We start from the raw sequence: 20976 nt of genomic DNA, 5'->3' as shown, positions 1-20976 counted from the left end.
CAACCCGGTCCGCCAGCCAGCGAACCGGATGAACGAGGGAGCAAGGCGATACAGATGGTAAAGCAGCCCGTATCCGTGAACGGCGTTGTCCGCTGGAAGGATGTGGGCTTGGCTGATCAGACACAGAGCGAACAGAAGGAGCGCAAAATGGTTGTACTACGCCACGAGATCGGTGATGTACTGCGCGATGTCCGCCAGCGTCAGGGCCGTACCCTCCGCGAGGTTTCGCACAGCGCCCGTGTCTCACTCGGTTACTTGAGTGAAGTTGAACGCGGCCAGAAGGAGGCTTCTTCCGAGCTCCTGTCCTCGATCTGCACAGCCCTGGATGTTCCGTTGTCCCACATGCTCCGCGAAGTCAGCGACCGCGTAGCCGTCGCTGAAGGCGTGTCCGTGCCGGACACCGTTCCGCAGGAATTTTCACAGCGTTACGGTCGCGACCTGGACCTCACGGACGACTTCCCGCAGGGAATGCTCTCCGGAGCCCGGTAACCGTTACACAGGAATGAAGGAAGGGTCCCCAGCCGTCGGCTGGGGGCCCTTCCTTGCTGTATTCGGTGCTTGTGGGCGCTTGGTTCCTTGATGGGGGAGCGCTGGCCCCGGCGCAACCTAGGCTGGGTCGTCCGGAGTGTTTTCCTTGAGAGTGACATCCCTCAATACGCCATCGCCGTAGATGGCGTTGAGTCGGCCCATGTAGTCCGCCAGTGTCTGGACGTCCTCCAGCGGCCACTCACCGAGCCGTTCCCGGAACACCTGCCGGCGCGCGTCCTGGACCTGGTGCATCTTCTCTTCGCCCTTCTCCGTCAGTCGGATGGACTGGGCGCGGCCGTCCTGCGGATCGGCTTCCTTGTATACGAGGCCAATGCTTTCCAGGAAGGCGATTTGGCGGCTGACAGAGGGCTTGCCCACCCCGATGCACGTAGCGAGCTCGGTGAGCCGGATGGGACCTTCCCTCCGTATGACGGTAAGGAGTCCGTAGGCAGCCGGCTCCATGTCCGGATGGACCTGTCGGGACAATTGGTGGGAGATTGAACGGGCGCGGCGCCAGAGCAGGCTCAGCTGGTGTTCCACCTGCTGGAGGGCGTCGTCCACGGCGTCGCCTGCAGGGACCGTGTCGGGCGCGCTCTGGAGAGGATTGCTCATGGCAACCATTCTAGAGTCCGGCGGCATGAGAGACTCTATCCGTGAGGGCAAGTGACTTTTGGCGATTGATGGACGACGAATTCGGGGCCGGCTACTCCCGGGTTCTGGCCAGCTCCCTGGTGCTTGCCGGCGTCGGTGGACGCACTGCGGTGGAGGCCCTGGCGGCCGGGTACCAGCCCCGCGAAGTGTGGTTGGCCCTGTGCGACGTCCAGGATGTCCCCCTCGAACGCAGGTTGGGCAAGGACATCAAGCCGGCCTCCAGCTAAGTACGTTGAGGTCTCCGCGGCGTGACACGCCGACCCATTGTTCGAATATCTGTTCGGATGGGGATATGCTCACGGAAGAGGAAAATTGATCCTGAAAGACGCATTCCACGGCATCCAGCGGTCCCGTTTATCCACATAGCAGGGGTCGGCTTGTAAAAATGTCCGGGCACCGTAATAGCGTCGGTCATGACAGGAAAGCGGCCCTTCGGGCCACTCCACAGCGAGAAAGCATCAGAGGTGTGAACCATGGCGGCAGCCCCGGATCGTGAGAAGGCGCTCGAAGCAGCGCTTGCCCAGATCGACAAGCAGTTCGGCAAAGGCTCTATCATGCGCCTGGGTGACGACACCCGTGCGCCCATCGAGGTCATTCCTACCGGGTCTATTGCCTTGGACGTAGCCCTGGGCATTGGCGGACTGCCGCGCGGGCGTGTCGTGGAGATCTATGGCCCGGAATCCTCGGGTAAGACCACCGTTGCCCTCCACGCGGTAGCCAACGCGCAGCGCGCCGGCGGTATTGCGGCCTTCATCGATGCCGAGCACGCGCTCGACCCAGACTACGCAGCAAAGCTGGGCGTGGACACCGACGCGCTCCTGGTCTCGCAGCCGGACACCGGCGAGCAGGCCCTGGAAATCATGGACATGCTGGTGGGCTCCGGCTCGCTGGACATCATCGTCATCGACTCCGTTGCAGCTTTGGTTCCGCGCGCCGAAATTGAAGGCGAAATGGGTGACTCCCACGTTGGCCTCCAGGCTCGCCTCATGAGCCAGGCCCTGCGTAAGATCACCGGCCGCTTGAGCCAGACCAAGACCACCGCCATTTTCATCAACCAGTTGCGTGAAAAGATCGGTGTCTTCTTCGGCTCCCCGGAAACCACCACCGGTGGTAAGGCGCTGAAGTTCTACGCTTCCGTGCGCATCGATGTCCGGCGCATCCAAACCCTGAAGGAAGGTGCGGATTCCGTGGGTAACCGCACCAAGGCAAAGATCGTCAAGAACAAGATGGCTCCGCCGTTCAAGATCGCCGAGTTCGACATCATCTACGGGCAGGGCATTTCCCGCGAGGGCGGGATCATCGACATGGGTGTCGAGCACGGCATCATCAAGAAGTCCGGCTCATGGTTCACCTATGACGGTGACCAGCTTGGCCAGGGCATGGAGAACTCGCGTCGATTCCTGCGCGATAACCCTGAACTGGCTCAGGAGCTGGAGCGTCTGATCAAGGAAAAGCTCGGCGTAGGTGTCAAGCCTGAGGAAGACTCGCCGAAGCTGAAGGCCGTTGACGGCTAGGAAAGGTCCGGACCCGGACTCTTCAGTTGCGGCTGATCCTGAACCAGATCCCGAGTCCGTGGCGCGTGCCATCGTCCTGAGGCAATTGACGATGGCGCCGCGGAGCCGGCTGCAGCTGTCCCGGAAACTGGCCGAGCGGAATGTCCCTGAAGACGTGGCCGAGGCTGTCCTGGACCGGTTCGAAGAGGTTCAGCTGATCGACGACGCCGAGTTCGCCAGGATGTGGGTCCGTAGCCGGTCGCAAAGCAAGAAGCTCGCCAAGGGCGCACTTCGCCGCGAACTTTCAGACAAAGGCATTGAGCTGGAAGACGCAGAAGAGGCGCTCTCCCAGCTCAGCGATCAGGACGAGGAACTGGCAGCGCGTGAGCTCGTTCAACGCAAGCTGCGGCCTGGCATTGACTTGGCCGATCGCGCGGAGCGGGACAAGTACACACGTCGTCTTGCCTCGATGCTCGCACGCAAGGGCTACGCGCCCTCCTTGGCCTTCAGGATCGTCGGTGAGGTGCTGGCAGAAGCCGGTACCCTTGAGTAGTGAGTTTGACCATTCCTTCCCCAGCAGCTTCCGCCAATCCTTCGGCCGCGCCCCGGACTTACCAGGTCCGGACCTTTGGCTGCCAGATGAATGTCCACGATTCCGAGCGGATGGCCGGACTCCTCGAGGACGCGGGCTACGTACCGGCTGACGGTGACATCGCCGACGTCGTGGTTTTCAACACCTGCGCTGTTCGGGAAAATGCGGATAACAAGCTCTACGGCAACCTGGGCCAGCTGCGGCAGGTCAAGGAAGCGCACCCCGGAATGCAGATTGCCGTTGGTGGCTGCCTGGCCCAGAAAGACCGCGAGACCATCGTGAAGAAGGCGCCATGGGTGGACGCCGTTTTCGGCACCCACAACGTTGGTGCCCTTCCGGCCCTCCTGAACCGTGCTCGTCACAACAACGAGGCACAGCTTGAGATCCTCGAATCGCTGGATGTGTTCCCGTCAACGCTCCCCACCAAGAGGGACTCGGTGTACTCCGGCTGGGTGTCCATTTCTGTCGGCTGCAACAACACCTGTACGTTCTGCATCGTTCCCTCGCTGAGGGGCAAGGAAAGGGACCGCCGTCCCGGGGAGATCCTGGCAGAGATCCAGGCCCTGGTGGATGATGGCGCAGTCGAGGTGACGTTGCTTGGGCAGAACGTGAACTCATACGGGGTGGAGTTCGGGGACCGGCAGGCGTTCTCCAAATTGCTCAGGGCCTGCGGGGACATCGAAGGACTGGAGCGCGTGCGTTTCACGAGTCCGCACCCGGCTGCGTTCACCGACGACGTCATTGACGCCATGGCCGAGACGCACAATGTCATGCCCCAGCTGCACATGCCGCTGCAGTCGGGCTCGGACAAGGTCCTTAAGGACATGCGCCGTTCCTACCGCTCCAGCAAGTTCCTGGGAATCCTGGACAAGGTCCGGGAGCGCATCCCCAACGCCGCGATCACCACCGACATTATTGTTGGCTTCCCCGGTGAGACTGAAGAAGACTTCCAGGCAACGCTTGATGTCGTGGAAAAGTCACGCTTTTCCTCGGCCTTCACCTTCCAATACTCCAAGCGTCCCGGCACACCTGCTGCCGATTTGCCGGACCAGCTCCCCAAGGCCGTTGTCCAGGAACGGTTCGAGCGCCTCACCGCCCTGCAGGACCGCATCGCCGCCGAGGAGAATGCAAACCAACGTGGCCGGCAGGTGGAAGTTCTGGTGACCGCCCAGTCCGGTCGCAAGGCCGAGGAAACGCATCGGCTGTCTGGCCGATCCAAGGACCAGCGGTTGGTTCACTTCTCCGTCCCAGCGGGGGCTGAAACGCCTCGTCCGGGTGATTTTGTCACGGTGACCATCACCGAAGCCGCGGCATTCCACCTTGTGGCGGATCCTGCCACCACGGAGGACTACGTGCTGCGGAGATCCCGTGCGGGCGACGCATGGGACCGGGCACAGGCAGATTCCTGCGGTGTTCCTGCACCCGGCTCACTCTCCGCAAAGGGTGGCGTGTCCCTGGGCATGCCATCGCTGCCCGTACGCCGCTCCTAGGGCGGGCAGCGCGACGTGTCGTTCTCCCACCCTGAACCGCAGCCTCCCGTCATTGCCGTGGTTGGACCGACCGGATCCGGCAAATCGGATCTCGGGGTCGATCTTGCCCTGGCTTTGGACGGTGAAGTGATCAACGCGGATGCCCTGCAGTTCTACCGCGGTATGGACATCGGAACGGCCAAGATCACCGTGGAAGAACGCAAAGGCGTTCCCCATCACCTTCTTGACACCATGGATGTCACCGAGGAGGCCAGTGTCGCGGACTTCCAGGCGGAGTGTCGCGCCGCCATCCAGGAGATCCATTCCCGTGGCAAGCGTGCCATCCTCGTGGGAGGTTCCGGGCTCTACGTCCGGGCGGCGCTGGACGTACTGGAGTTCCCGGGGACCGATCCATCGGTTCGGCAGGAACTCGAGCAGGAATGCGAAGCACATGGGTTGGCGCCGCTGAGGACCAGGCTGGAAGCGGTCGATCCCGTGTCTGCAGCGCGGTTAGGGGATGCCCGCCGCGTGATCCGGGCACTTGAGGTCCACCGGATAACGGGCCGTCCGTTCAGCTCCTTCATGCCTCAGCGTGAGTATTTCCAGCCCGCTGTACAAATTGGCCTGTCGGTGGACCGTGAGGTCCTCCGGGAAAGACTCGCCCAAAGGGTGCATCGGATGGTTGCAGCCGGGCTTCAGGATGAAGTGGAGCGCCTCGATGCCGCCGGTTTGAGGAACGGCAAGACAGCCTCCCGGGCCTTGGGATACGCCCAATTCCTCAAAGTGCTCGACGGCGGGGCTGACGTCCCCGCTGCCGCTGAAGAGACCATCGTTGCTACGCGCCAGTTCGCCCGGCGTCAGTTGACGTGGTTCCGGGCGGATCCGCGGATCACGTGGTTGGACTGGCAAGACCCCGGGCTCGTGGCCAAGGCAGCAGCTGCGGCCTGACGAATTTCGGACCGGCGAGCCGTGGCAGGTAGCCTAGTGCCATGGACGAAACCGCTTCCCTTTCCGCTGAGCAGCCCGCTGCTGCCGGCGCTTCCGTAACCGCTGCCAATCTGTCCGGGCTGGCGTTTTCCAAGGGCCACGGAACGGGTAATGACTTCGTCCTCATTGCGGACCCAGGCGACGCCCACGAGATCACCCCGGAGCAGGTCGCCCAGCTATGCGACCGGCACCTCGGCGTTGGGGGAGATGGCCTGATCCGTGCGGTGCCCTCGAGGTTCCTTCCCGAAGGCCGCGCCCTGCTTGAACAGGACCCTGCCGCTGAGTGGTTCATGGACTACCGCAACGGTGACGGTTCCCTGTCGGAGATGTGCGGCAACGGAGTTCGGGTCTTCGTCCATTTCCTCATCGCCGAAAAGCTGGTGGAACTGGGTCCGGGCGAGACTTTGACCATTGGCACCCGTGGCGGCGTCAAGAAGGTAGTGCGCACCGCCACGGGTTATGCCGTGGACATGGGGCCTTGGGAATTCATTTTCCCCAAAGAAGCCACCAGCAAAGCCATGGATGCCCTGGTCAGCGCGGACGGCCTCGAAGTTGCCCGGCCGGGCCTCTCAGTCAGTATGGGAAACCCCCACACAGTGGTCGCACTGGCGGAGCTCAGCGAGCTGACGGCCACGCAGCTGTTCAAGCCTCCTGTCGTGGATCCCAAACCTGCCAACGGAACCAATGTCGAATTCGTCGTTCCCGCCGAACCGCTGGTTGAAGACGGTGTGGGAACCATCACCATGCGTGTCCACGAACGTGGCGTGGGGGAGACGCAGTCATGCGGCACGGGCGCTTGCGCCGCAGCCGTGGCCATCCGTCACTGGGCCGGCAGTACGGCCCCGAACGACTGGCACGTTAAGGTACCGGGCGGCGTCGTGGGTGTGAAGTTCTTCCCGGGTGCCGGCGGCCGTGAGCACGTTGAGCTCAGCGGTCCCGCCGTGATCGTAGCTACTGGGACGCTTTCCTGACCCTGATGATCCTGAAGGACTTGGACGTGCTTTCACGGGACACCGTGAAGGTGCTGTCTAGTTCTTCGGCCAGCCAGCGTTGGAGCGAGTCCGACCCCAGGTTTTTCTGGACCACCAACCAGGCGTTGCCCCCCGGTGCCAGGCGCGGGAGCCAGGTCAAGAGCAGCGTGTGAAGTTCCGCCTTGCCGATCCGGATGGGCGGGTTCGACCAAATGGTGTCGAACTCCAGGTCGGGATCCACTTGGTCGGGAAGGCTGGCCGTTACGTTGTCCAGGCCAAGCGCCGCAGCATTCTCGTTGGTCAGGGTCACGCATCGCTCATTGACGTCCACGGCGTAAACCCGTGCATGGGGAGCCTTCAATCCGAGGGTCAGGGCTATGGGGCCCCATCCGCAACCGACATCCAGAAGGTTGCCCTGCGGTGCCGGGGGCGGAACTTCCGAGAAGAGGATCGCAGTGCCCTTGTCCACGCCGTCGGGGCTGAAGATACCCGAGGAGGTCTGCAGGTGGCGGGTAGCGCCGGCTAGCTCCACCGTGAGTAGTTTGCGGGTGAAGGGTCCAGCTGGCTGGGCAGTGAAATAGTGTGCAGACTCCATAATTTGCCAGATTAGTGGGCCGACGGCGACATGGGAAACTGCCGCATCCCGCTGATGGGTTGACAGCGGCTGCTAAAGTGGAAGTCATGTTCTTGATCTTTGAGTAGTCTGCCGAAACACGGCACCGCCCGCGATGCAGGTGCGCTTGGCCCCGAGCCAAGCGCACGGCCTTTCCGCCCGGCAGGTCCCACCTGGCAAAGTCAGCCAATGCACGGCGCAGCTGACTGACACTGAAGAAGATCACACCATCCAGTGCCTTGGCGTAACCGTTGACGACGGCTGCCAGGAAGAACGGATGTCAAATTCCTTGGTTGCCCCGGACCTCCGCGCGGACCCTATTTCGTTTGAATCGCAGCGGCCTTCCCTGCCTTGGAGGCACGGCCGCGCAGCACACAGGAGGCCCCTTTGGCCCAAGCCCGTCAGCCCAGCGCGAATAGCGCCCCATCAGCAAGCAAACAGCACTATTCTGGAATAGCCGAACAGTCTAAGGAGACCATGACCACCCAGAAGCACTCCGGATCCGATTCCGACGCCCAGGACATGAGTCCTGAACAAATCCAGGCCGTCATCGACCGGATTCTTTCCAAGGATGTACCTGCGCAGGCATCCAATGACAACGAGGCCGGCAGTGTGTTCGGCAAGGCGCAGGCGATCTCGACGCTGGACCAGGAACACAGCATTTACGACGGCGACCAGGAAGATCTGGCTGAACGCCGGGCCCTGCGTCGCACGGCCGGGCTTTCCACGGAACTCGAAGACGTCACCGAGGTCGAATACCGGCAGTTGCGCCTTGAGCGCGTCGTCCTTGCCGGCCTGTGGACTGAGGGAACGCTCGCAGACGCAGAGAACTCGCTGCGCGAGCTGGCTGCTTTGGCCGAGACCGCCGGCTCGGAGGTTCTGGATGGCTTGGTCCAGCGCCGTACCAAGCCGGACCCCGGGACTTTCCTGGGATCAGGTAAGGCCCAGGAGCTGAAGGACATCGTGGCAGCCACGGGTGCCGACACCGTGGTGGTCGACACCGAACTGGCACCTTCGCAGCGACGTGGACTCGAAGACATCGTCAAGGTCAAGGTGGTGGACCGCACCACACTGATCCTCGACATCTTCGCCCAGCACGCCAAGAGCCGCGAGGGCAAGGCCCAGGTTGAGCTGGCCCAGCTTGAATACCTCCTGCCGCGTCTTCGTGGTTGGGGCGACTCCATGTCCCGCCAGGCAGGTGGCCAGGTGGGTGGAGCCGGAGCCGGTATGGGTTCGCGTGGTCCTGGTGAAACCAAGATCGAACTGGACCGCCGTCGAATCCGCACGCGCATGGCCAAGCTGCGGCGTGAAATCGCCGCGATGAAGCCGGCGCGCGAGACCAAACGTGCCAACCGCCGTCGCAATGCCGTTCCGTCCGTCGCTATTGCCGGGTACACCAACGCAGGCAAGTCCTCGCTGCTCAACCGCCTGACGGACGCGGGTGTCCTGGTGGAGAACGCTTTGTTCGCCACCTTGGATCCCACAGTCCGCAAGGCCCAGACCCCGGACGGCATCGGGTACACGCTTGCCGATACCGTGGGGTTTGTCCGTTCGCTGCCTACCCAGCTGATCGAAGCCTTCAGGTCCACGCTGGAGGAAGTTGCGGATGCGGACTTGATCCTGCATGTCGTCGACGCTTCGCACCCGGATCCCGAGGGACAGATCGCCGCAGTGCGGTCCGTGTTCACGGAAGTCGATGCCCGTAAGGTCCCGGAAATCATTGTCCTGAACAAGGTCGATGTCGCCGATCCCTTCGTCGTTGAGCGACTGAAGCAAAAGGAGCCCCGCCATGCGGTGGTTTCAACCCGCACGGGCGAGGGCATCGCGGAACTGCTGGAGGATATCAGCCGGTCCATTCCGCGGCCGGGGGTACGCCTTGAGCTGTTGATTCCCTACGACCGCGGAGACATGATCAGCAAGCTGCACAGCTCCGACTCGGAAATCCTGAGCCTTGACCACGAGGAATCCGGGACGCGCGTGGTTGTCATGGTCCGCGAAGGACTGGCAGCCGAACTGGAGTCATTCGTCAGCAATGGTTGAGAAGGTGGCGGCGGACGCCGTCGAGTCGGTGGGCGAACAGGCCACCCTCGAATTGTTGGACCGGGCTGTTGCCGGCATGGGCGGACAAAGCCGTGCCGGCCAGCACGAGATGGCCAAACACGTTGCCCGGGCAATCGAGACCGGGGAGCATCTGCTGGTCCAGGCGGGGACCGGAACAGGTAAGTCGTTGGCGTACCTGATTCCGTTGATCGCGCATTCGATGGACAGCAATAAACCAACTCTCGTGTCCACCGCCACCTTGGCACTGCAGACCCAGATCGTAGGCCGGGACCTTCCCCGGCTGCTGGAAAGCATCAACCCCGCTCTTAAGCGCCCCGTCAATGTGGCGTTGGTGAAGGGGCGGGCAAACTACGTCTGCCTGCAGAAACTTGAGGGGGGTTTCCCCAGCGAGGAGCCCTCCGAGGGACAACTGTTCTCACTGGGCGAGGACACCAGCGTTCCGCACTTTGCTGCGTCCATGGGCGGGCCGCAATCGCAGCTCGGCAAGGAAGTGGTCCGGCTTCGTGAGTGGGCCGGGAAGACGTCCACCGGCGATCGCGACGAACTCATGCCGGGGGTCACCGACCGTGCATGGCGGCAGGTTTCGGTCACATCCATGGAGTGCCTCGGGGCGCAAAAATGCCCCATGGCCGAGGAATGCTTCAGTGAACTCGCAAGGTCCCGCGCAGCGGAAGCGGATGTCGTCGTCACGAATCACGCGATGTTGGCCGTGAGTGCGTTTGAGGGCCTGGCCGTGCTCCCCGAGTACGACGTCGTGGTGGTCGATGAGGCCCACGAACTTCAGGATCGCGTGACCGGAGCCGTGTCCGGTCAGTTGTCCGTGGCCATGGTCCATGCTGCAGCGTCCAGTGCGCGCAAGCACACGGCCATTACTGTGGATGCCCTCAACGCTGCGGCCGACCGGCTGGATATGGCCATCGCAGGCGTGCCCAATGGCTTGTTGCCCAACGGACTCAACGATGAACAGCTCGACTGCCTTGACCAGTTGCGCGACGCCACACGCGCGGCACTCTCGGATTCGAAGACGGACTCTTCAAACGCGGTCGACGGCGGTCGGCAACTGGCGCGATCACGGCTCATGCTCATCCTGGAATTGTGCGAACGTTTGCTCGCCGCCAAGGAGAACAGGGAAGTGGTGTGGTTCTCGCGAAACAGCAACTTCGACCCCCAGCAGGGCTACTCCCAGCCTGATGAAACAGCACCCGCCCTCATTAACATTGCGCCGTTAAGCGTCGCAGGCTGTTTGCGTGAAGGGCTTTTTGCCGGCCACACGGTGGTCCTCACCTCCGCCACGCTGGCCATAGGCGCGGCTTTTGAACCGGCCGCCGGTGGCTTGGGCCTTATCGGTGACGGCGCCCCGAGCTGGACGGGCATCGATGTGGGGTCGCCATTCGACTACCCCAAGCAGGGTGTGCTCTATGTGGCCAAGCACCTGCCCAAGCCTGGTCGGGGTACATCGCCGGAAGCCCTTGACGAGTTGGAAGACCTCATCAGGGCCTCGGGTGGGGGAGCGCTCTGCCTGTTCTCCTCACGGAGGGCAGCCGAGGAAGCGGCCGATGCCATGCGGCTCCGCCTTGACGTCGGCATCCTTTGCCAGGGTGAGTCCACCATGGCTGCGCTGGTCAAGCAGTTCGCTGATGAGCCGGATACTTGCCTGTTCGGCACCATGTCCCTGTGGCAGGGGGTGGACGTTCCGGGCGGCTCCTGCCGACTGGTGGTCATAGACCGCATTCCCTTCCCACGTCCGGACGACCCCCTGATGACCGCCCGTTCACGGGCGGTCGCGCAGTCCGGCGGAAACGGCTTCATGGCCGTGTCGGCCACCCACGCGGCCATTCGGTTGGCCCAGGGAGCTGGACGCCTGATCCGATCAACCGGTGACAAGGGTGTGGTGGCCGTACTTGATTCCAGGCTCTCCACAGAACGCTACGGCGGGTTTCTTCGGGCTGCCCTGCCGCCATTCTGGGCCACAACCGACCGCAAAGTAGTCCGAGGTGTCCTGGAGCGGCTGGGGTCGGCAAAGGGCTCCTAGGGGCTCCTCAGGACCCGAGTGAGGGCTAGAGGGAGCGCAGCACAGAGACGACTTTGCCCATGATGGTGGCTTGGTCGCCAAGGATGGGCTCGTACTGGGTGTTCTGGGGGAGCAGCCACGTATGTCCGTCGCGCTGCCGGAAGGTTTTCACGGTTGCTTCGTCGTCCAGGAGTGCGGCGACGATGTCTCCGTTGATGGCGTCGTTCTGGCGTCGCACCACTACCCAGTCCCCGTCGCAGATGGCCGCGTCAATCATGGAATCTCCGGCGACCTTGAGCATGAACAGCTCGCCATGCCCTACGAGTTGCCGCGGGAGGGGGAGTACGTCCTCCACGGTCTGGTCGGCCAGGATGGGACCACCGGCGGCGATGCGGCCCACCAGCGGAACCATCGCTGTATCGCTGGCGCTGGCCAGTTCCGTCACAGCGAGTCCGCCCGTGCTGCGAAGCGCCGTGGGTGCTTCGACGCCGGGGATAGGACCGCCGTCCAGGGTCAAGGGCATCAGGACTTCCATGGCCCGGGGACGCTTCGGATCGCGGCGGAGGTACCCGAGCTTTTCCAATTGGGACAGCTGGTGGGTGACGCTGGAGAGGCTGGCAAGGCCGACAGTGTCACCGATCTCACGCATGCTGGGCGGGTATCCGTTGTCATTCACGGACCTCTGGATGGTCTCCAGGATCTTCTTCTGACGGACGGTCAGGCTCTTGGGGCTCTTTTGAGGCTGTTGGCTCCGCAGGGGTACCGCGCCGCCCGTGGCTTTCGCTGCCATGTTCGCCAATGCCTTTCCATTCCGTCCCCGGTGTGTGTCCGGGGATGTCGGGCCCGCAAAAATGTCAGACCCTCCTGTTCCACTGAAACAGTGCTGTTTCTTCACTCAAACGTAGGGCAGCCACCGGCGTTTATCAAACATTTGTTCTAGCGAGTCTCGACACCGTTCGTTGATAAGTGCTAAAAATGTCATAGCAAGGTTCGAATATGTGTTCTATAAACCTGACGCTGAGCCCCGATGTTCGAAGAAAGTGTTCGAACAAGCAAGGGCCGGCACAGGAGAACACCAAGAATTGGCAGCCAGGCGCCGGGCATCCGGCTCATTGGCAATAGCTCAGAAGGGCTCAGCTCATGTCCGCAATCACTACGTTCGCTGATTTCCGCACCACCCAGGCTCCCTCTCGCCTGCGCCTGACCCGTCGGGGGCGGATTGTGTTCTTCGGCATCCCCGCTATGTTGCTGGTGGCTGCGCTGCTGAGCCTTGCCGGTTTCATCACCGCGCCCGCAAAGGCCTCCGACTCGCAGTCTCAGCTTCGACCACCAGTCGCCGTTACAGTCACTGTCCAGCCGGGCCAGTCCCTGTGGGGTATTGCAGGCGCGGCAGCTCCTGAGCGGGATCCCCGGGATGTCATCACGGAAATCATCCAGCTCAATGACCTTCGTGGCGGCCGCATCCAGCCCGGTCAGCAGCTCTTCGTGCCCGCCAACTAAGTGCCGGACCCTGTGCGAAACGGGAGTGGCCCGGCGTCACAGTTAGTTGGCGGACGCAGCGGCCCCTTAAACTGACTGGGTGAGTGAGCAGCTTGAGCGACTTGACCGACTTCCCCTCCGGACCAACCTGCGTGGACTGAGCCCCTACGGCGCACCGCAGCTTGATGTCCCCATTTTGCTGAACGTCAACGAGAACACCCATGGCGTCCCGGCCGATGTGCAGGCCGCCATTACGGAGGCCGTCGCCGCTGCTGCCACTGGTTTGAACCGCTACCCCGACCGCGAGTTCACAGAGCTCCGCGAATCGCTGGCCGAGTACTTGGGTCATGGTCTTTCCCGTGACAACATCTGGGCGGCCAATGGATCGAACGAGGTCCTCCAGCAGATACTCCAGGCATTTGGTGGTCCTGGTCGCAAGGCGTTGGGTTTTCCTCCCACGTATTCCATGTACCCGCTTCTCGCCAGCGGCACGGACACGGAATATGTCCGGGGAGTCCGGGCCGACGACTACGGACTGGACGCGCAATCGGCCGCTGACCAGGTCCGGGAGACCGGCGCCAACATCGTTTTCCTGTGTTCTCCCAACAACCCCACCGGGACGGGGCTCGGGCTGGACGTCGTTGAGGCGGTCTACGAAGCCGGCGAAGCGAGCCAGGCGATCGTAATCGTTGACGAGGCCTACCACGAGTTTGCGCACGACAGCACGCCCAGCGCCCTGACTCTGCTGCCAGGACGGGAACGGCTGATCGTCTCGCGCACCATGAGCAAGGCTTTTGCCTTGGCCGGCGCCCGGCTGGGTTACATGGCCGCTGCCCCGGAGGTTACGGACGCGATCAGGCTGGTCCGGCTTCCGTACCACCTCTCGGCGATTACCCAGGCAACCGCCCTCGCTGCGCTGAGCCACAGGGAAGCGCTGATGGCCGATGTCGAGGACATCAAAGTCCAGCGCGACCGCATTGTCACCGAGTTGCTGCGGATGGGGCTCAAGCCTGCCGCATCGGACTCCAATTATGTTTTCTTCGGCGGTCTGGAGGACCCGCACGCCGTATGGCAGGGGTTGCTCGATGCAGGAGTGCTGATCCGCGACGTCGGGATCCCGGGCCACTTGCGGGTCACAGCCGGTACCGAACCGGAAACCACGGCCTTCCTTGTTGCCCTGGAAGGCCTTTTGGACAGCCAAGCATCACGGCCCGCCTAAACTTGTCAATAGACCCCATCCGACTTTTGTGTAGAAGGACGTCCCAATGAGCGAAACCGGCGCCACGCCGTCCGCTGCCCGCACCGCGCGCATGGAGCGCACCACCAGCGAATCCTCCGTTTTGGTGGAGATCAACCTGGACGGCTCCGGTGTCTCGGACATCAGTACCTCGGTTCCCTTCTATGACCACATGTTGACGGCATTGTGCAAGCACTCCCTGATCGACATGACTGTCAAGGCCACGGGTGATACCCACATCGACGCCCACCACACCGTGGAGGATGTAGCCATTACCTTCGGCGAGGTCCTGAGGACTGCCCTGGGAAACAAGGCCGGGATCCGTCGCTTCGGTGAGGCAACCGTTCCCTTGGACGAAGCCCTCGCTCACGCGGTGGTTGATGTTTCGGGACGGCCCTACCTGGTGCATGGCGGTGAGCCTGCGGGCCAGGAATACCACCTCATTGGCGGACACTTCACGGGCTCGCTGACCCGTCACGTTTTTGAAGCCATTACCCTGCACGCGGGTATCTGCCTGCACATGCGGGTGCTCGCGGGGCGCGACCCGCACCACATCGTGGAAGCCCAGTTCAAGGCGTTCGCACGGGCCCTTCGTGCCGCAGTTGAATCAGACCCGAGGGTCGAGGGAATCCCCTCAACAAAGGGAGCGCTATGAGCAGCCAGGTCCTCAAGGACGGTGCGGTTACCGATACCGTGGCCGTCATCAAGCCGTCCTCACCGGAAGGCAAGCCCACCGTAACGGTGCTGGACTACGGCTCCGGCAACGTCCGTTCGGCGGTCCGCGCGCTGGAACGTGCCGGTGCCCACGTGTTGTTGAGTGCCAAGCCCGAGGACGTTCTCAACGCCGACGGCCTGGTTGTTCCCGGCGTCGGTGCTTACGAGACTGTCATGAAGGAACTCAAGGCCGTCGACGCCATCCGCATGATCGGCCGCCGGGTGGCCGGTGGCAGGCCCGTGCTCGCTATCTGCGTTGGACTGCAGGTCCTCTTCGAGGCAGGTGTCGAACACGGTACGGAGTCCGAAGGCATGGCCGAATGGCCCGGCAAGGTGGAGTTGCTCCCCGCAGCCGTTGTGCCGCACATGGGGTGGAACACCGTGGATGTCCCGGAGGGCTCCAAGCTCTTCGCCGGAGTCGAGCAGGAGCGCTTCTACTTCGTGCACTCCTACGGCGTCCAGGAATGGAACTTCGACGTCGTCCAGCCTCGCATGGCGCCTCCCATGGTGACGTGGTCCGAGCACGGCGCGCGCTTCATCGCCGCCGTGGAGAACGGGCCCCTCTGCGCTACCCAATTCCACCCCGAAAAGTCCGGTGACGCCGGAGCCCGGCTCCTCCGCAACTGGGTGGATGGCCTGCGCAGGCCTGCGTCAACAGCGGAAACCCCTGAAAGCGGTGCCGCCTAGATGTGGTCGGTTGTCCTCATGGGCCTCGCCGGCGTGCTGGTGGGGGGCGGAATTTCCTTCCATCAGCAAAAGAAGCCCACTTGGGTTTCAGTTTCTTTCTACGTGCTGGCAGGGATGTCCCTGCTGGCCGCCTACCTCCTGACGCTGCCCGGTAACTAATCCGCGCCCCCACGATTTCAAGGACACTCATGACCACCTCCACCCAGTCCGTTCTGGAACTCCTTCCCGCCGTCGATATCGTCGATGGCCAGGCGGTTCGCCTCCTGCAGGGTGAAGCGGGTTCGGAAACCAGCTATGGAACACCGCTCGAAGCTGCCTTGAACTGGCAGGACGCAGGCGCCGAGTGGGTGCACATGGTGGACCTGGACGCAGCCTTCGGCCGGGGGAACAACGCCGCGCTCATCAGTGAGGTCGTCTCGCAGCTCAACGTCAAAGTGGAGTTGTCCGGCGGCCTGCGGGATGACGAGTCGTTGGAGCGGGCGCTGGAACTGGGCGTGGCACGGGTAAACCTCGGCACCGCCGCGCTGGAGAACCCGGACTGGACCCGTCGGGCCATTGAGCGCTTCGGCGACCAAATCGCCGTCGGACTTGATGTCCGCGGCACCACCCTGGCTGGTCGTGGCTGGACCAAGGAAGGCGGCGACCTCTGGGAGGTCCTTGCACGCCTCGAGGACGCCGGGTGCGCCCGTTACGTGGTCACCGATGTCACCAAGGACGGAACGCTGCAGGGTCCCAATGTGGAGTTGCTGCGCCAGATGGTCGAGAAGACGGGCAAGCCTGTGGTGGCCTCGGGCGGCATCTCAAGCCTCGAAGATCTCCGGGTCCTGCGGGAACTCGTGCCGCTGGGCGTCGAAGGCGCAATCGTGGGCAAAGCCCTGTATGCCGGTGCCTTTACGTTGCCTGAGGCCCTGGACGTCGCCGGTCGACGCTGATGCCGCACGAGGCTGGACACCAGCACGAAGAACAAGGCCACGGAGGGCGTCAGCTCCCAGGACACATCGCCGCCGCTTTGAAGGGTGCCGGGGGAGCAACTGATTCGGCGGGACGCCCGTGGGCTGGTCGGAGCCTCAGCGGGGACGACGCCAGGATCCACAACTTCGAGGACGACGACGGTACGGCTGATCCCGGCTACGCCTCGGCCATCGCTGCACTCATCGCTGGTACCGGGACTGAGGCCGGCGTCGTGGAAGCTCTTGCCACTGCCAGGGTCTTTGTCCCGGTTGTCGCGCAACTCGCCGAGGAAGCGGACGGCGTCGACGGCCTGCATGCGGACAAGCAGGCCGATATGGCATTGATCACACTCAAGGCCCGTGATGGTAGAACAGCGATGCCCGTCTTCACGTCTGCGGCGGCTTTGGAGGCGTGGCATTCTGAAGCCCGTCCGGTGGCTGTCTATGCGGCGCGGGCGGCCCTGTCCGCAGTTTCGGAAGATGCCCAACTGTTGGTGCTGGATCCCGGTTCCGAGTACACGTTCGTTGTGCGGCGGCCGGCTATGTGGGCTTTGGCCCAGCAGCGGGACTGGACGCCGTCATACCTTGATGATCAACTGGAGTCTGCTCTCGCTTCAGCGGCCCTGGAATTTCCGGCCGTGCGCCGACTTGAGACACGGCCCGGCGGCGGTGTGTCCACGCTGACGGCGGATGGCAGCACGGTCGCCGGCGGAGGTCCTGGCCCGGAACTCCAGGTGGTGCTCTACCTCGAGGACGGACTCGGTGCCGCGGACGTCCAGGCGCTTGTTGGTGGCTTGCATGAAGCGTGGGCACGGATGGAAACCTTTGCCGAAAGTGTTGACTCCATTGAAGTGAAATTGCAGCGTGCAGCACAGGAGCCTGGGCGGCACTAACGGCAGTACCGGTCCCTCCGGGCTGCCCCGGGGGAACAAGAGGATTTGCCAGTGAATTTCGCTCTCTACAAAGAGATGCTGTCCATCCGCCCAGTCCGGCGCCTGTTGGTGGTGGGCATGATTGCCCGTATCCCGCATTCGGCGGCCGGCGTGCTCCTGACGTTGCACATTGTCCTGACCCTGGGGCAGGGATATGCCGCGGCGGGTGCTGCTGCCGCTGTCATGACGATCGGCATTGCCGTGGGCGCACCCTGGCGTGGTCGCCGGGTGGATACCGTGGGTCTGCGGCGGGCTCTGATTCCTTCCGTTGTTTCCGAAACGGTCATCTGGACGATCGTTCCGCACGTGTCCTATGAGTGGCTGCTGCCTTTGGTTTTTGTTGGTGGCCTCTTCACTCTGCCCATTTTCAGCGTGGTCCGCCAGTCGTTGGGTGTCATGGTGGACGGTGAGCAGCGCCGTTCGGCCTTTGCCTTGGATTCCATCGCGACGGAACTGGTCTTCATGATCGGCCCGGCCGTTGGCGCCGTCGTGGCCACGGCCGGATTTTCGGCGGTGGGCCTGACCGCCGTGGGGATCTCGGTTTCGGTCGCGGGGCTTTTCCTCATGTGGTTCAACCCGCCAACACGCAGCGATGTCGCCTGTACGCCCAAAGAGACTGCCGACCGGGCTGCAGCAGACCTGGCAGCCGCCGAGGCTGCCATGGTGGCGTCGGCTCCGGCCCACGTCCAGGAGGCCGCCTCGGAGATGGCGCCCGCCACGTCCCGTACGGCGGCGATCCGCAGCAAGGTGGCGCGGAACTTCAGCTGGTTTACGGTTTCGGTTGCAGCGCTCTTTGCGGTGGCGGCCGGATCGGGCATGGTCCTTAGCGGTTCGGATGTGAGCATCGTGGGCCTGCTGGAAAGGGGTGGCCACCAGAACCAAATCGGCATCGTGTTCTTCTTCTGGTGCGCAGCGTCCGTTGTTGGTGGGCTCATCTACGGGTCCATGAAGCGGCAGATTTCGCCGATGCTGTTGCTGTTGGGCATGGCCGCGTTGACCATTCCGATGGGTTTCGCCCACGACACGTGGACCCTCGCCTTCCTGTCGATTCTTCCGGGACTGCTCTGCGCTCCTGTGTTGTCGGCATCGTCGGAGAAGGTGGCCGACCTCGTGGATGAGGAACGCCGTGGCGAGGCCATGGGCTGGTACGGTTCTGCGCTCACCGCCGGTGTTGCCCTCGGCGCGCCGCTGGCAGGCATCTTCATCGATAACGTCGGCCCGTCGGCCGGTTTCGCGGCCATCGGTGCTGCGGGAGTCGTCCTGTGCCTTGCCGGCCTGGCCCTGATGTCGATGCGTCGGAGATCCGCCCGCGTATAAGGATTCAAACGACGACGGCGACCCCACCGGATGTGGTGGGGTCGCCGTCGTCGGTTCTTGAGGCTGTTGGGGCTAGTTCACCGGTCCGGTGAACTTCTCGCCCGGGCCCTTGCCCGGGGCATCGGGGATAAGTGAAGCCTCTCGGAAGGCCAGTTGCAGCGAGCGAAGGCCGTCGCGCAAGGGTCCTGCGTGCTGGGAGCCGATTTCCGGGGCGGCGGCGGATACCAGTCCGGCGAGGGCCGTGATCAGTTTGCGGGCCTCATCCAGGTCCTTGAGGTCCTCGGCATTGGGGTCGTCGGCGAGGCCGACTTTTACGGCAGCCGCACTCATCAGGTGGACGGCGCCGGTGGTGATGACCTCCACGGCAGGTACTTCCGCGATGTCGCGGATCTGCTGGGAGACGCCGGCGTCAGCGGCCGGGGCGGCGTCTTCGCCAAAGGAGTTGCGGGAATTGCTGTCTTCAGTGCTCATACTGGTAAGCTTGTCACAGACCGACTGGAAGTCGTTATTTGCAGTCAAACGATCCCGCCGCCCGCAATGTGCGCTTGGCGGGATGTTTCTGTAGAATTGTCTTTCAGTTAGCAAGCGGAGATCTCTCCCACCCGCGTCAGCCGTTTCCCCCAGGGGACAGGATTCCGTAAAAGGACAAGAGGTTGCCGGGTACCTGGTCGGACACTTTGAGGGTGTGAACCCTGAAGTGTGTACTTCCCTTAGGGGAGTGCCCCCGATCTTCGAGGCCTTCGATTGCGCCAGCAATTGGGGGCCTTCTCTATTTGCCGGTGACATCACCACAACCACAGGAGCTTTAACATTAGCGAGCCAAGAATCAATGAGCGTATCCGCGTCCCCGAGGTGCGGTTGGTCGGCCCTGCCGGCGAACAGGTAGGAATTGTCCGCATTGAGGACGCCCTGCGTCTTGCTGCCGAATCCGATCTCGATCTCGTTGAAGTTGCGCCGCAGGCCAAGCCCCCTGTTTGCAAGCTGATGGACTTCGGCAAGTACAAGTACGAGGCCGCCGTCAAGGCACGTGAAGCGCGCAAGAACCAGACCAACACGGTTCTGAAGGAAATCCGCTTCCGACTCAAGATCGACAAGCACGACTACGAGACCAAGCGCGGACACGCACTTCGCTTCCTCGGCGCTGGCGACAAGGTCAAGGCCATGATCCAGTTCCGTGGCCGTGAGCAGCAGCGTCCCGAAATGGGCATCCGCCTGCTGCAGCGCTTCGCGGAAGATGTTGCCGAGGTTGGCATCATTGAGTCCAGCCCGCGCATCGATGGCCGCAACATGGTCATGGTGATCGGACCGCTGAAGAACAAGGCAGAAGCCAAGGCTGAAGCCCGCCGGGCTACGCAGCGTGCAGAAGCCAAGGCCCAGAACGAGGCCAAGGCTGCAGGCCGCGTGGACACCACGGGGGAGCAGGCGCCGCTCACGCAGAGCCTGGCTGACCTTCTGCCCGAGGGCTTCCAGGTAAGCGAAGCAGAGCCCACGCAGGAAACTGTTGAAGCTCCCGAGGTCGAGGCTCCCGCAGCTGAAGAAGCCGCGGCAGCCAGCGAGCCCGCGGTTGTTGAAGAAGCTCCCGTTGTTGAGGAAGCTCCCGTAGCCCAGGAAGCTCCCGCGCCGGCAGCCAAGGAAGCCGTGGCCGAAAAGGCTCCGGCAGCCAAGGAAGCTGTGGCCGAGAAGGCCCCGGCAGCCAAGGCCGCACCGGCCAAGACGGAATCGGCACCTGCTCCGGCAGCTCCGAAGCCGGCTGTACCCGCAGCAGCTCCGAAGCCGGCAGTTCCTGCGGCTCCGAAGCCTGTCGCCAAGCCGGCAGCTCCCAAGCCGGCAGCTCGGCCAGCGGCCCCCAAGGCCACGCCGAAGCCTGCTGCACGCAAGACCAACTAGTTCAACGCCGCGGAGGCCTGTCCTCCATCGGCAAGCAACCAGCACGCTGGCCCCTGTAGGCCGGCTGCGCGAAAGAATCGCGGACTCGTCCGTGGATACGTAAGGAGATCGGTTCCCATGCCGAAGATGAAGACCCACAGCGGTGCTAAGAAGCGCTTCAAGCTGACCGGTACCGGCAAGCTGAAGCGTCAGCAGGCCAACCGCCGCCACTACCTGGAGCACAAGTCCTCCACGTTGACCCGTCGCCTTGCCGGCGACAAGATCGTCTTCAAGGGCGATGCCAAGGTCATCAAGAAGATGCTCGGCGTCTAAGTTCCAAGTTCTCTGGGTCCCGCCAACCGGCAGGAACCGACTACACCAAAAGCCTTCTCAGGCCCGCCGGACTTCCGGCAGTAGC

The 20976-nt window shown here is 63.2% G+C and carries 23 protein-coding genes; 19 read left to right on the top strand and 4 right to left on the bottom strand.

Annotated elements, in window-relative coordinates:
- Positions 1 to 54 precede the first annotated feature (54 nt).
- Positions 55 to 489, top strand: a complete 435-nt coding sequence (locus ACNQOP_RS08490) for a helix-turn-helix domain-containing protein (RefSeq protein ID WP_211711854.1) — start codon at positions 55 to 57, stop codon at positions 487 to 489.
- Between the two features lie 117 nt (positions 490 to 606).
- Here ACNQOP_RS08490 and ACNQOP_RS08485 read toward each other — a convergent pair whose 3' ends face one another.
- The gene (locus ACNQOP_RS08485; RefSeq protein ID WP_416404134.1) at positions 607 to 1140 is read right to left on the bottom strand and encodes a MarR family winged helix-turn-helix transcriptional regulator; all 534 of its coding nucleotides are present in this window, start codon (positions 1138 to 1140) and stop codon (positions 607 to 609) included.
- Between the two features lie 41 nt (positions 1141 to 1181).
- On the opposite strand from ACNQOP_RS08485, the gene ACNQOP_RS08480 reads away from it, so the two are divergent.
- The 6 genes from ACNQOP_RS08480 to dapF all read left to right on the top strand — a co-directional run bounded on the left by ACNQOP_RS08480 (position 1182) and on the right by dapF (position 6691).
- Positions 1182 to 1406, top strand: coding sequence for a DUF3046 domain-containing protein (locus tag ACNQOP_RS08480; protein WP_416404132.1), 225 nt, complete (start codon positions 1182 to 1184; stop codon positions 1404 to 1406).
- Positions 1407 to 1652: 246 nt separating this feature from the next.
- Positions 1653 to 2693, top strand: coding sequence for a recombinase RecA (gene recA / locus ACNQOP_RS08475; protein WP_235521831.1), 1041 nt, complete (start codon positions 1653 to 1655; stop codon positions 2691 to 2693).
- A gap of 58 nt (positions 2694 to 2751) precedes the next feature.
- Positions 2752 to 3225: a regulatory protein RecX gene (locus ACNQOP_RS08470; RefSeq protein ID WP_374111551.1), complete on the top strand. Its 474-nt coding sequence runs from the start codon at positions 2752 to 2754 to the stop codon at positions 3223 to 3225.
- Complete coding sequence (gene miaB / locus ACNQOP_RS08465) at positions 3225 to 4754, top strand: tRNA (N6-isopentenyl adenosine(37)-C2)-methylthiotransferase MiaB (protein WP_349471721.1); 1530 nt, start codon at positions 3225 to 3227, stop codon at positions 4752 to 4754. Before ACNQOP_RS08470 ends, miaB begins: the two co-directional genes overlap by 1 nt.
- 15 nt (positions 4755 to 4769) lie before the next feature.
- Complete coding sequence (gene miaA, locus ACNQOP_RS08460) at positions 4770 to 5681, top strand: tRNA (adenosine(37)-N6)-dimethylallyltransferase MiaA (RefSeq protein WP_349471722.1); 912 nt, start codon at positions 4770 to 4772, stop codon at positions 5679 to 5681.
- 41 nt (positions 5682 to 5722) lie between these two features.
- Positions 5723 to 6691 (top strand): diaminopimelate epimerase, encoded by a 969-nt coding sequence (dapF, locus tag ACNQOP_RS08455; protein WP_416404129.1) that lies wholly within the window; start codon positions 5723 to 5725, stop codon positions 6689 to 6691.
- Here the strand turns inward: dapF and ACNQOP_RS08450 are convergent.
- Positions 6672 to 7286, bottom strand: coding sequence for a class I SAM-dependent methyltransferase (locus tag ACNQOP_RS08450; protein ID WP_416404127.1), 615 nt, complete (start codon positions 7284 to 7286; stop codon positions 6672 to 6674). The genes dapF and ACNQOP_RS08450 overlap by 20 nt on opposite strands.
- A gap of 495 nt (positions 7287 to 7781) precedes the next feature.
- Between ACNQOP_RS08450 and hflX the strand changes: the two genes are divergently transcribed.
- The gene (gene hflX / locus ACNQOP_RS08445; RefSeq protein WP_416404125.1) at positions 7782 to 9344 is read left to right on the top strand and encodes a GTPase HflX; all 1563 of its coding nucleotides are present in this window, start codon (positions 7782 to 7784) and stop codon (positions 9342 to 9344) included.
- Positions 9337 to 11397: an ATP-dependent DNA helicase gene (locus ACNQOP_RS08440; protein ID WP_416404124.1), complete on the top strand. Its 2061-nt coding sequence runs from the start codon at positions 9337 to 9339 to the stop codon at positions 11395 to 11397. The genes hflX and ACNQOP_RS08440 overlap by 8 nt, the downstream gene beginning before the upstream one ends.
- A 25-nt stretch (positions 11398 to 11422) precedes the next feature.
- Here ACNQOP_RS08440 and lexA read toward each other — a convergent pair whose 3' ends face one another.
- Positions 11423 to 12166 (bottom strand): transcriptional repressor LexA, encoded by a 744-nt coding sequence (lexA, locus tag ACNQOP_RS08435; RefSeq protein ID WP_257371102.1) that lies wholly within the window; start codon positions 12164 to 12166, stop codon positions 11423 to 11425.
- A 350-nt stretch (positions 12167 to 12516) separates the two neighbouring features.
- Here lexA and ACNQOP_RS08430 point away from each other — a divergent pair, with 350 nt between their 5' ends.
- The 8 genes from ACNQOP_RS08430 to ACNQOP_RS08395 all read left to right on the top strand — a co-directional run bounded on the left by ACNQOP_RS08430 (position 12517) and on the right by ACNQOP_RS08395 (position 18692).
- Positions 12517 to 12876: a LysM peptidoglycan-binding domain-containing protein gene (locus ACNQOP_RS08430; protein WP_416404122.1), complete on the top strand. Its 360-nt coding sequence runs from the start codon at positions 12517 to 12519 to the stop codon at positions 12874 to 12876.
- A gap of 79 nt (positions 12877 to 12955) precedes the next feature.
- Positions 12956 to 14074, top strand: a complete 1119-nt coding sequence (locus ACNQOP_RS08425; RefSeq protein WP_416404120.1) for a histidinol-phosphate transaminase — start codon at positions 12956 to 12958, stop codon at positions 14072 to 14074.
- Between the two features lie 46 nt (positions 14075 to 14120).
- Complete coding sequence (gene hisB / locus ACNQOP_RS08420) at positions 14121 to 14747, top strand: imidazoleglycerol-phosphate dehydratase HisB (protein WP_235521842.1); 627 nt, start codon at positions 14121 to 14123, stop codon at positions 14745 to 14747.
- Complete coding sequence (gene hisH / locus ACNQOP_RS08415) at positions 14744 to 15493, top strand: imidazole glycerol phosphate synthase subunit HisH (protein ID WP_257371098.1); 750 nt, start codon at positions 14744 to 14746, stop codon at positions 15491 to 15493. The genes hisB and hisH overlap by 4 nt, the downstream gene beginning before the upstream one ends.
- Positions 15494 to 15652, top strand: coding sequence for a hypothetical protein (locus ACNQOP_RS08410; RefSeq protein ID WP_235521844.1), 159 nt, complete (start codon positions 15494 to 15496; stop codon positions 15650 to 15652).
- 29 nt (positions 15653 to 15681) lie between these two features.
- A complete protein-coding gene (priA, locus tag ACNQOP_RS08405) occupies positions 15682 to 16425 on the top strand; it encodes a bifunctional 1-(5-phosphoribosyl)-5-((5-phosphoribosylamino)methylideneamino)imidazole-4-carboxamide isomerase/phosphoribosylanthranilate isomerase PriA (protein ID WP_235521845.1) in 744 nt (247 codons plus the stop codon).
- Entirely contained in the window at positions 16425 to 17336 is a 912-nt protein-coding gene (locus ACNQOP_RS08400; RefSeq protein WP_416404119.1) for an SseB family protein, read from the top strand. The genes priA and ACNQOP_RS08400 overlap by 1 nt, the downstream gene beginning before the upstream one ends.
- Positions 17337 to 17387: 51 nt before the next feature.
- Positions 17388 to 18692 carry an MFS transporter gene (locus ACNQOP_RS08395; protein WP_257371095.1) on the top strand — a complete coding sequence of 435 codons (1305 nt, stop codon included), beginning with the start codon at positions 17388 to 17390 and terminating at the stop codon, positions 18690 to 18692.
- Between the two features lie 72 nt (positions 18693 to 18764).
- On the opposite strand, the gene ACNQOP_RS08390 is transcribed toward ACNQOP_RS08395, so the two are convergent.
- Positions 18765 to 19163 carry a DUF1844 domain-containing protein gene (locus ACNQOP_RS08390; protein WP_257371094.1) on the bottom strand — a complete coding sequence of 133 codons (399 nt, stop codon included), beginning with the start codon at positions 19161 to 19163 and terminating at the stop codon, positions 18765 to 18767.
- Between the two features lie 381 nt (positions 19164 to 19544).
- Between ACNQOP_RS08390 and infC the strand changes: the two genes are divergently transcribed.
- Entirely contained in the window at positions 19545 to 20579 is a 1035-nt protein-coding gene (infC, locus tag ACNQOP_RS08385) for a translation initiation factor IF-3 (RefSeq protein ID WP_416404117.1), read from the top strand.
- Between the two features lie 117 nt (positions 20580 to 20696).
- Positions 20697 to 20891, top strand: coding sequence for a 50S ribosomal protein L35 (gene rpmI / locus ACNQOP_RS08380; RefSeq protein WP_059387794.1), 195 nt, complete (start codon positions 20697 to 20699; stop codon positions 20889 to 20891).
- Positions 20892 to 20976 lie beyond the last annotated feature (85 nt).

This window comes from Arthrobacter sp. LFS091 (genome assembly GCF_047977885.1).
Taxonomy (GTDB): Bacteria; Actinomycetota; Actinomycetes; order Actinomycetales; family Micrococcaceae; genus Arthrobacter.
Note: the sequence above shows the minus strand (reverse complement) of the source record. Positions and strands in the feature narration are given on the sequence as shown.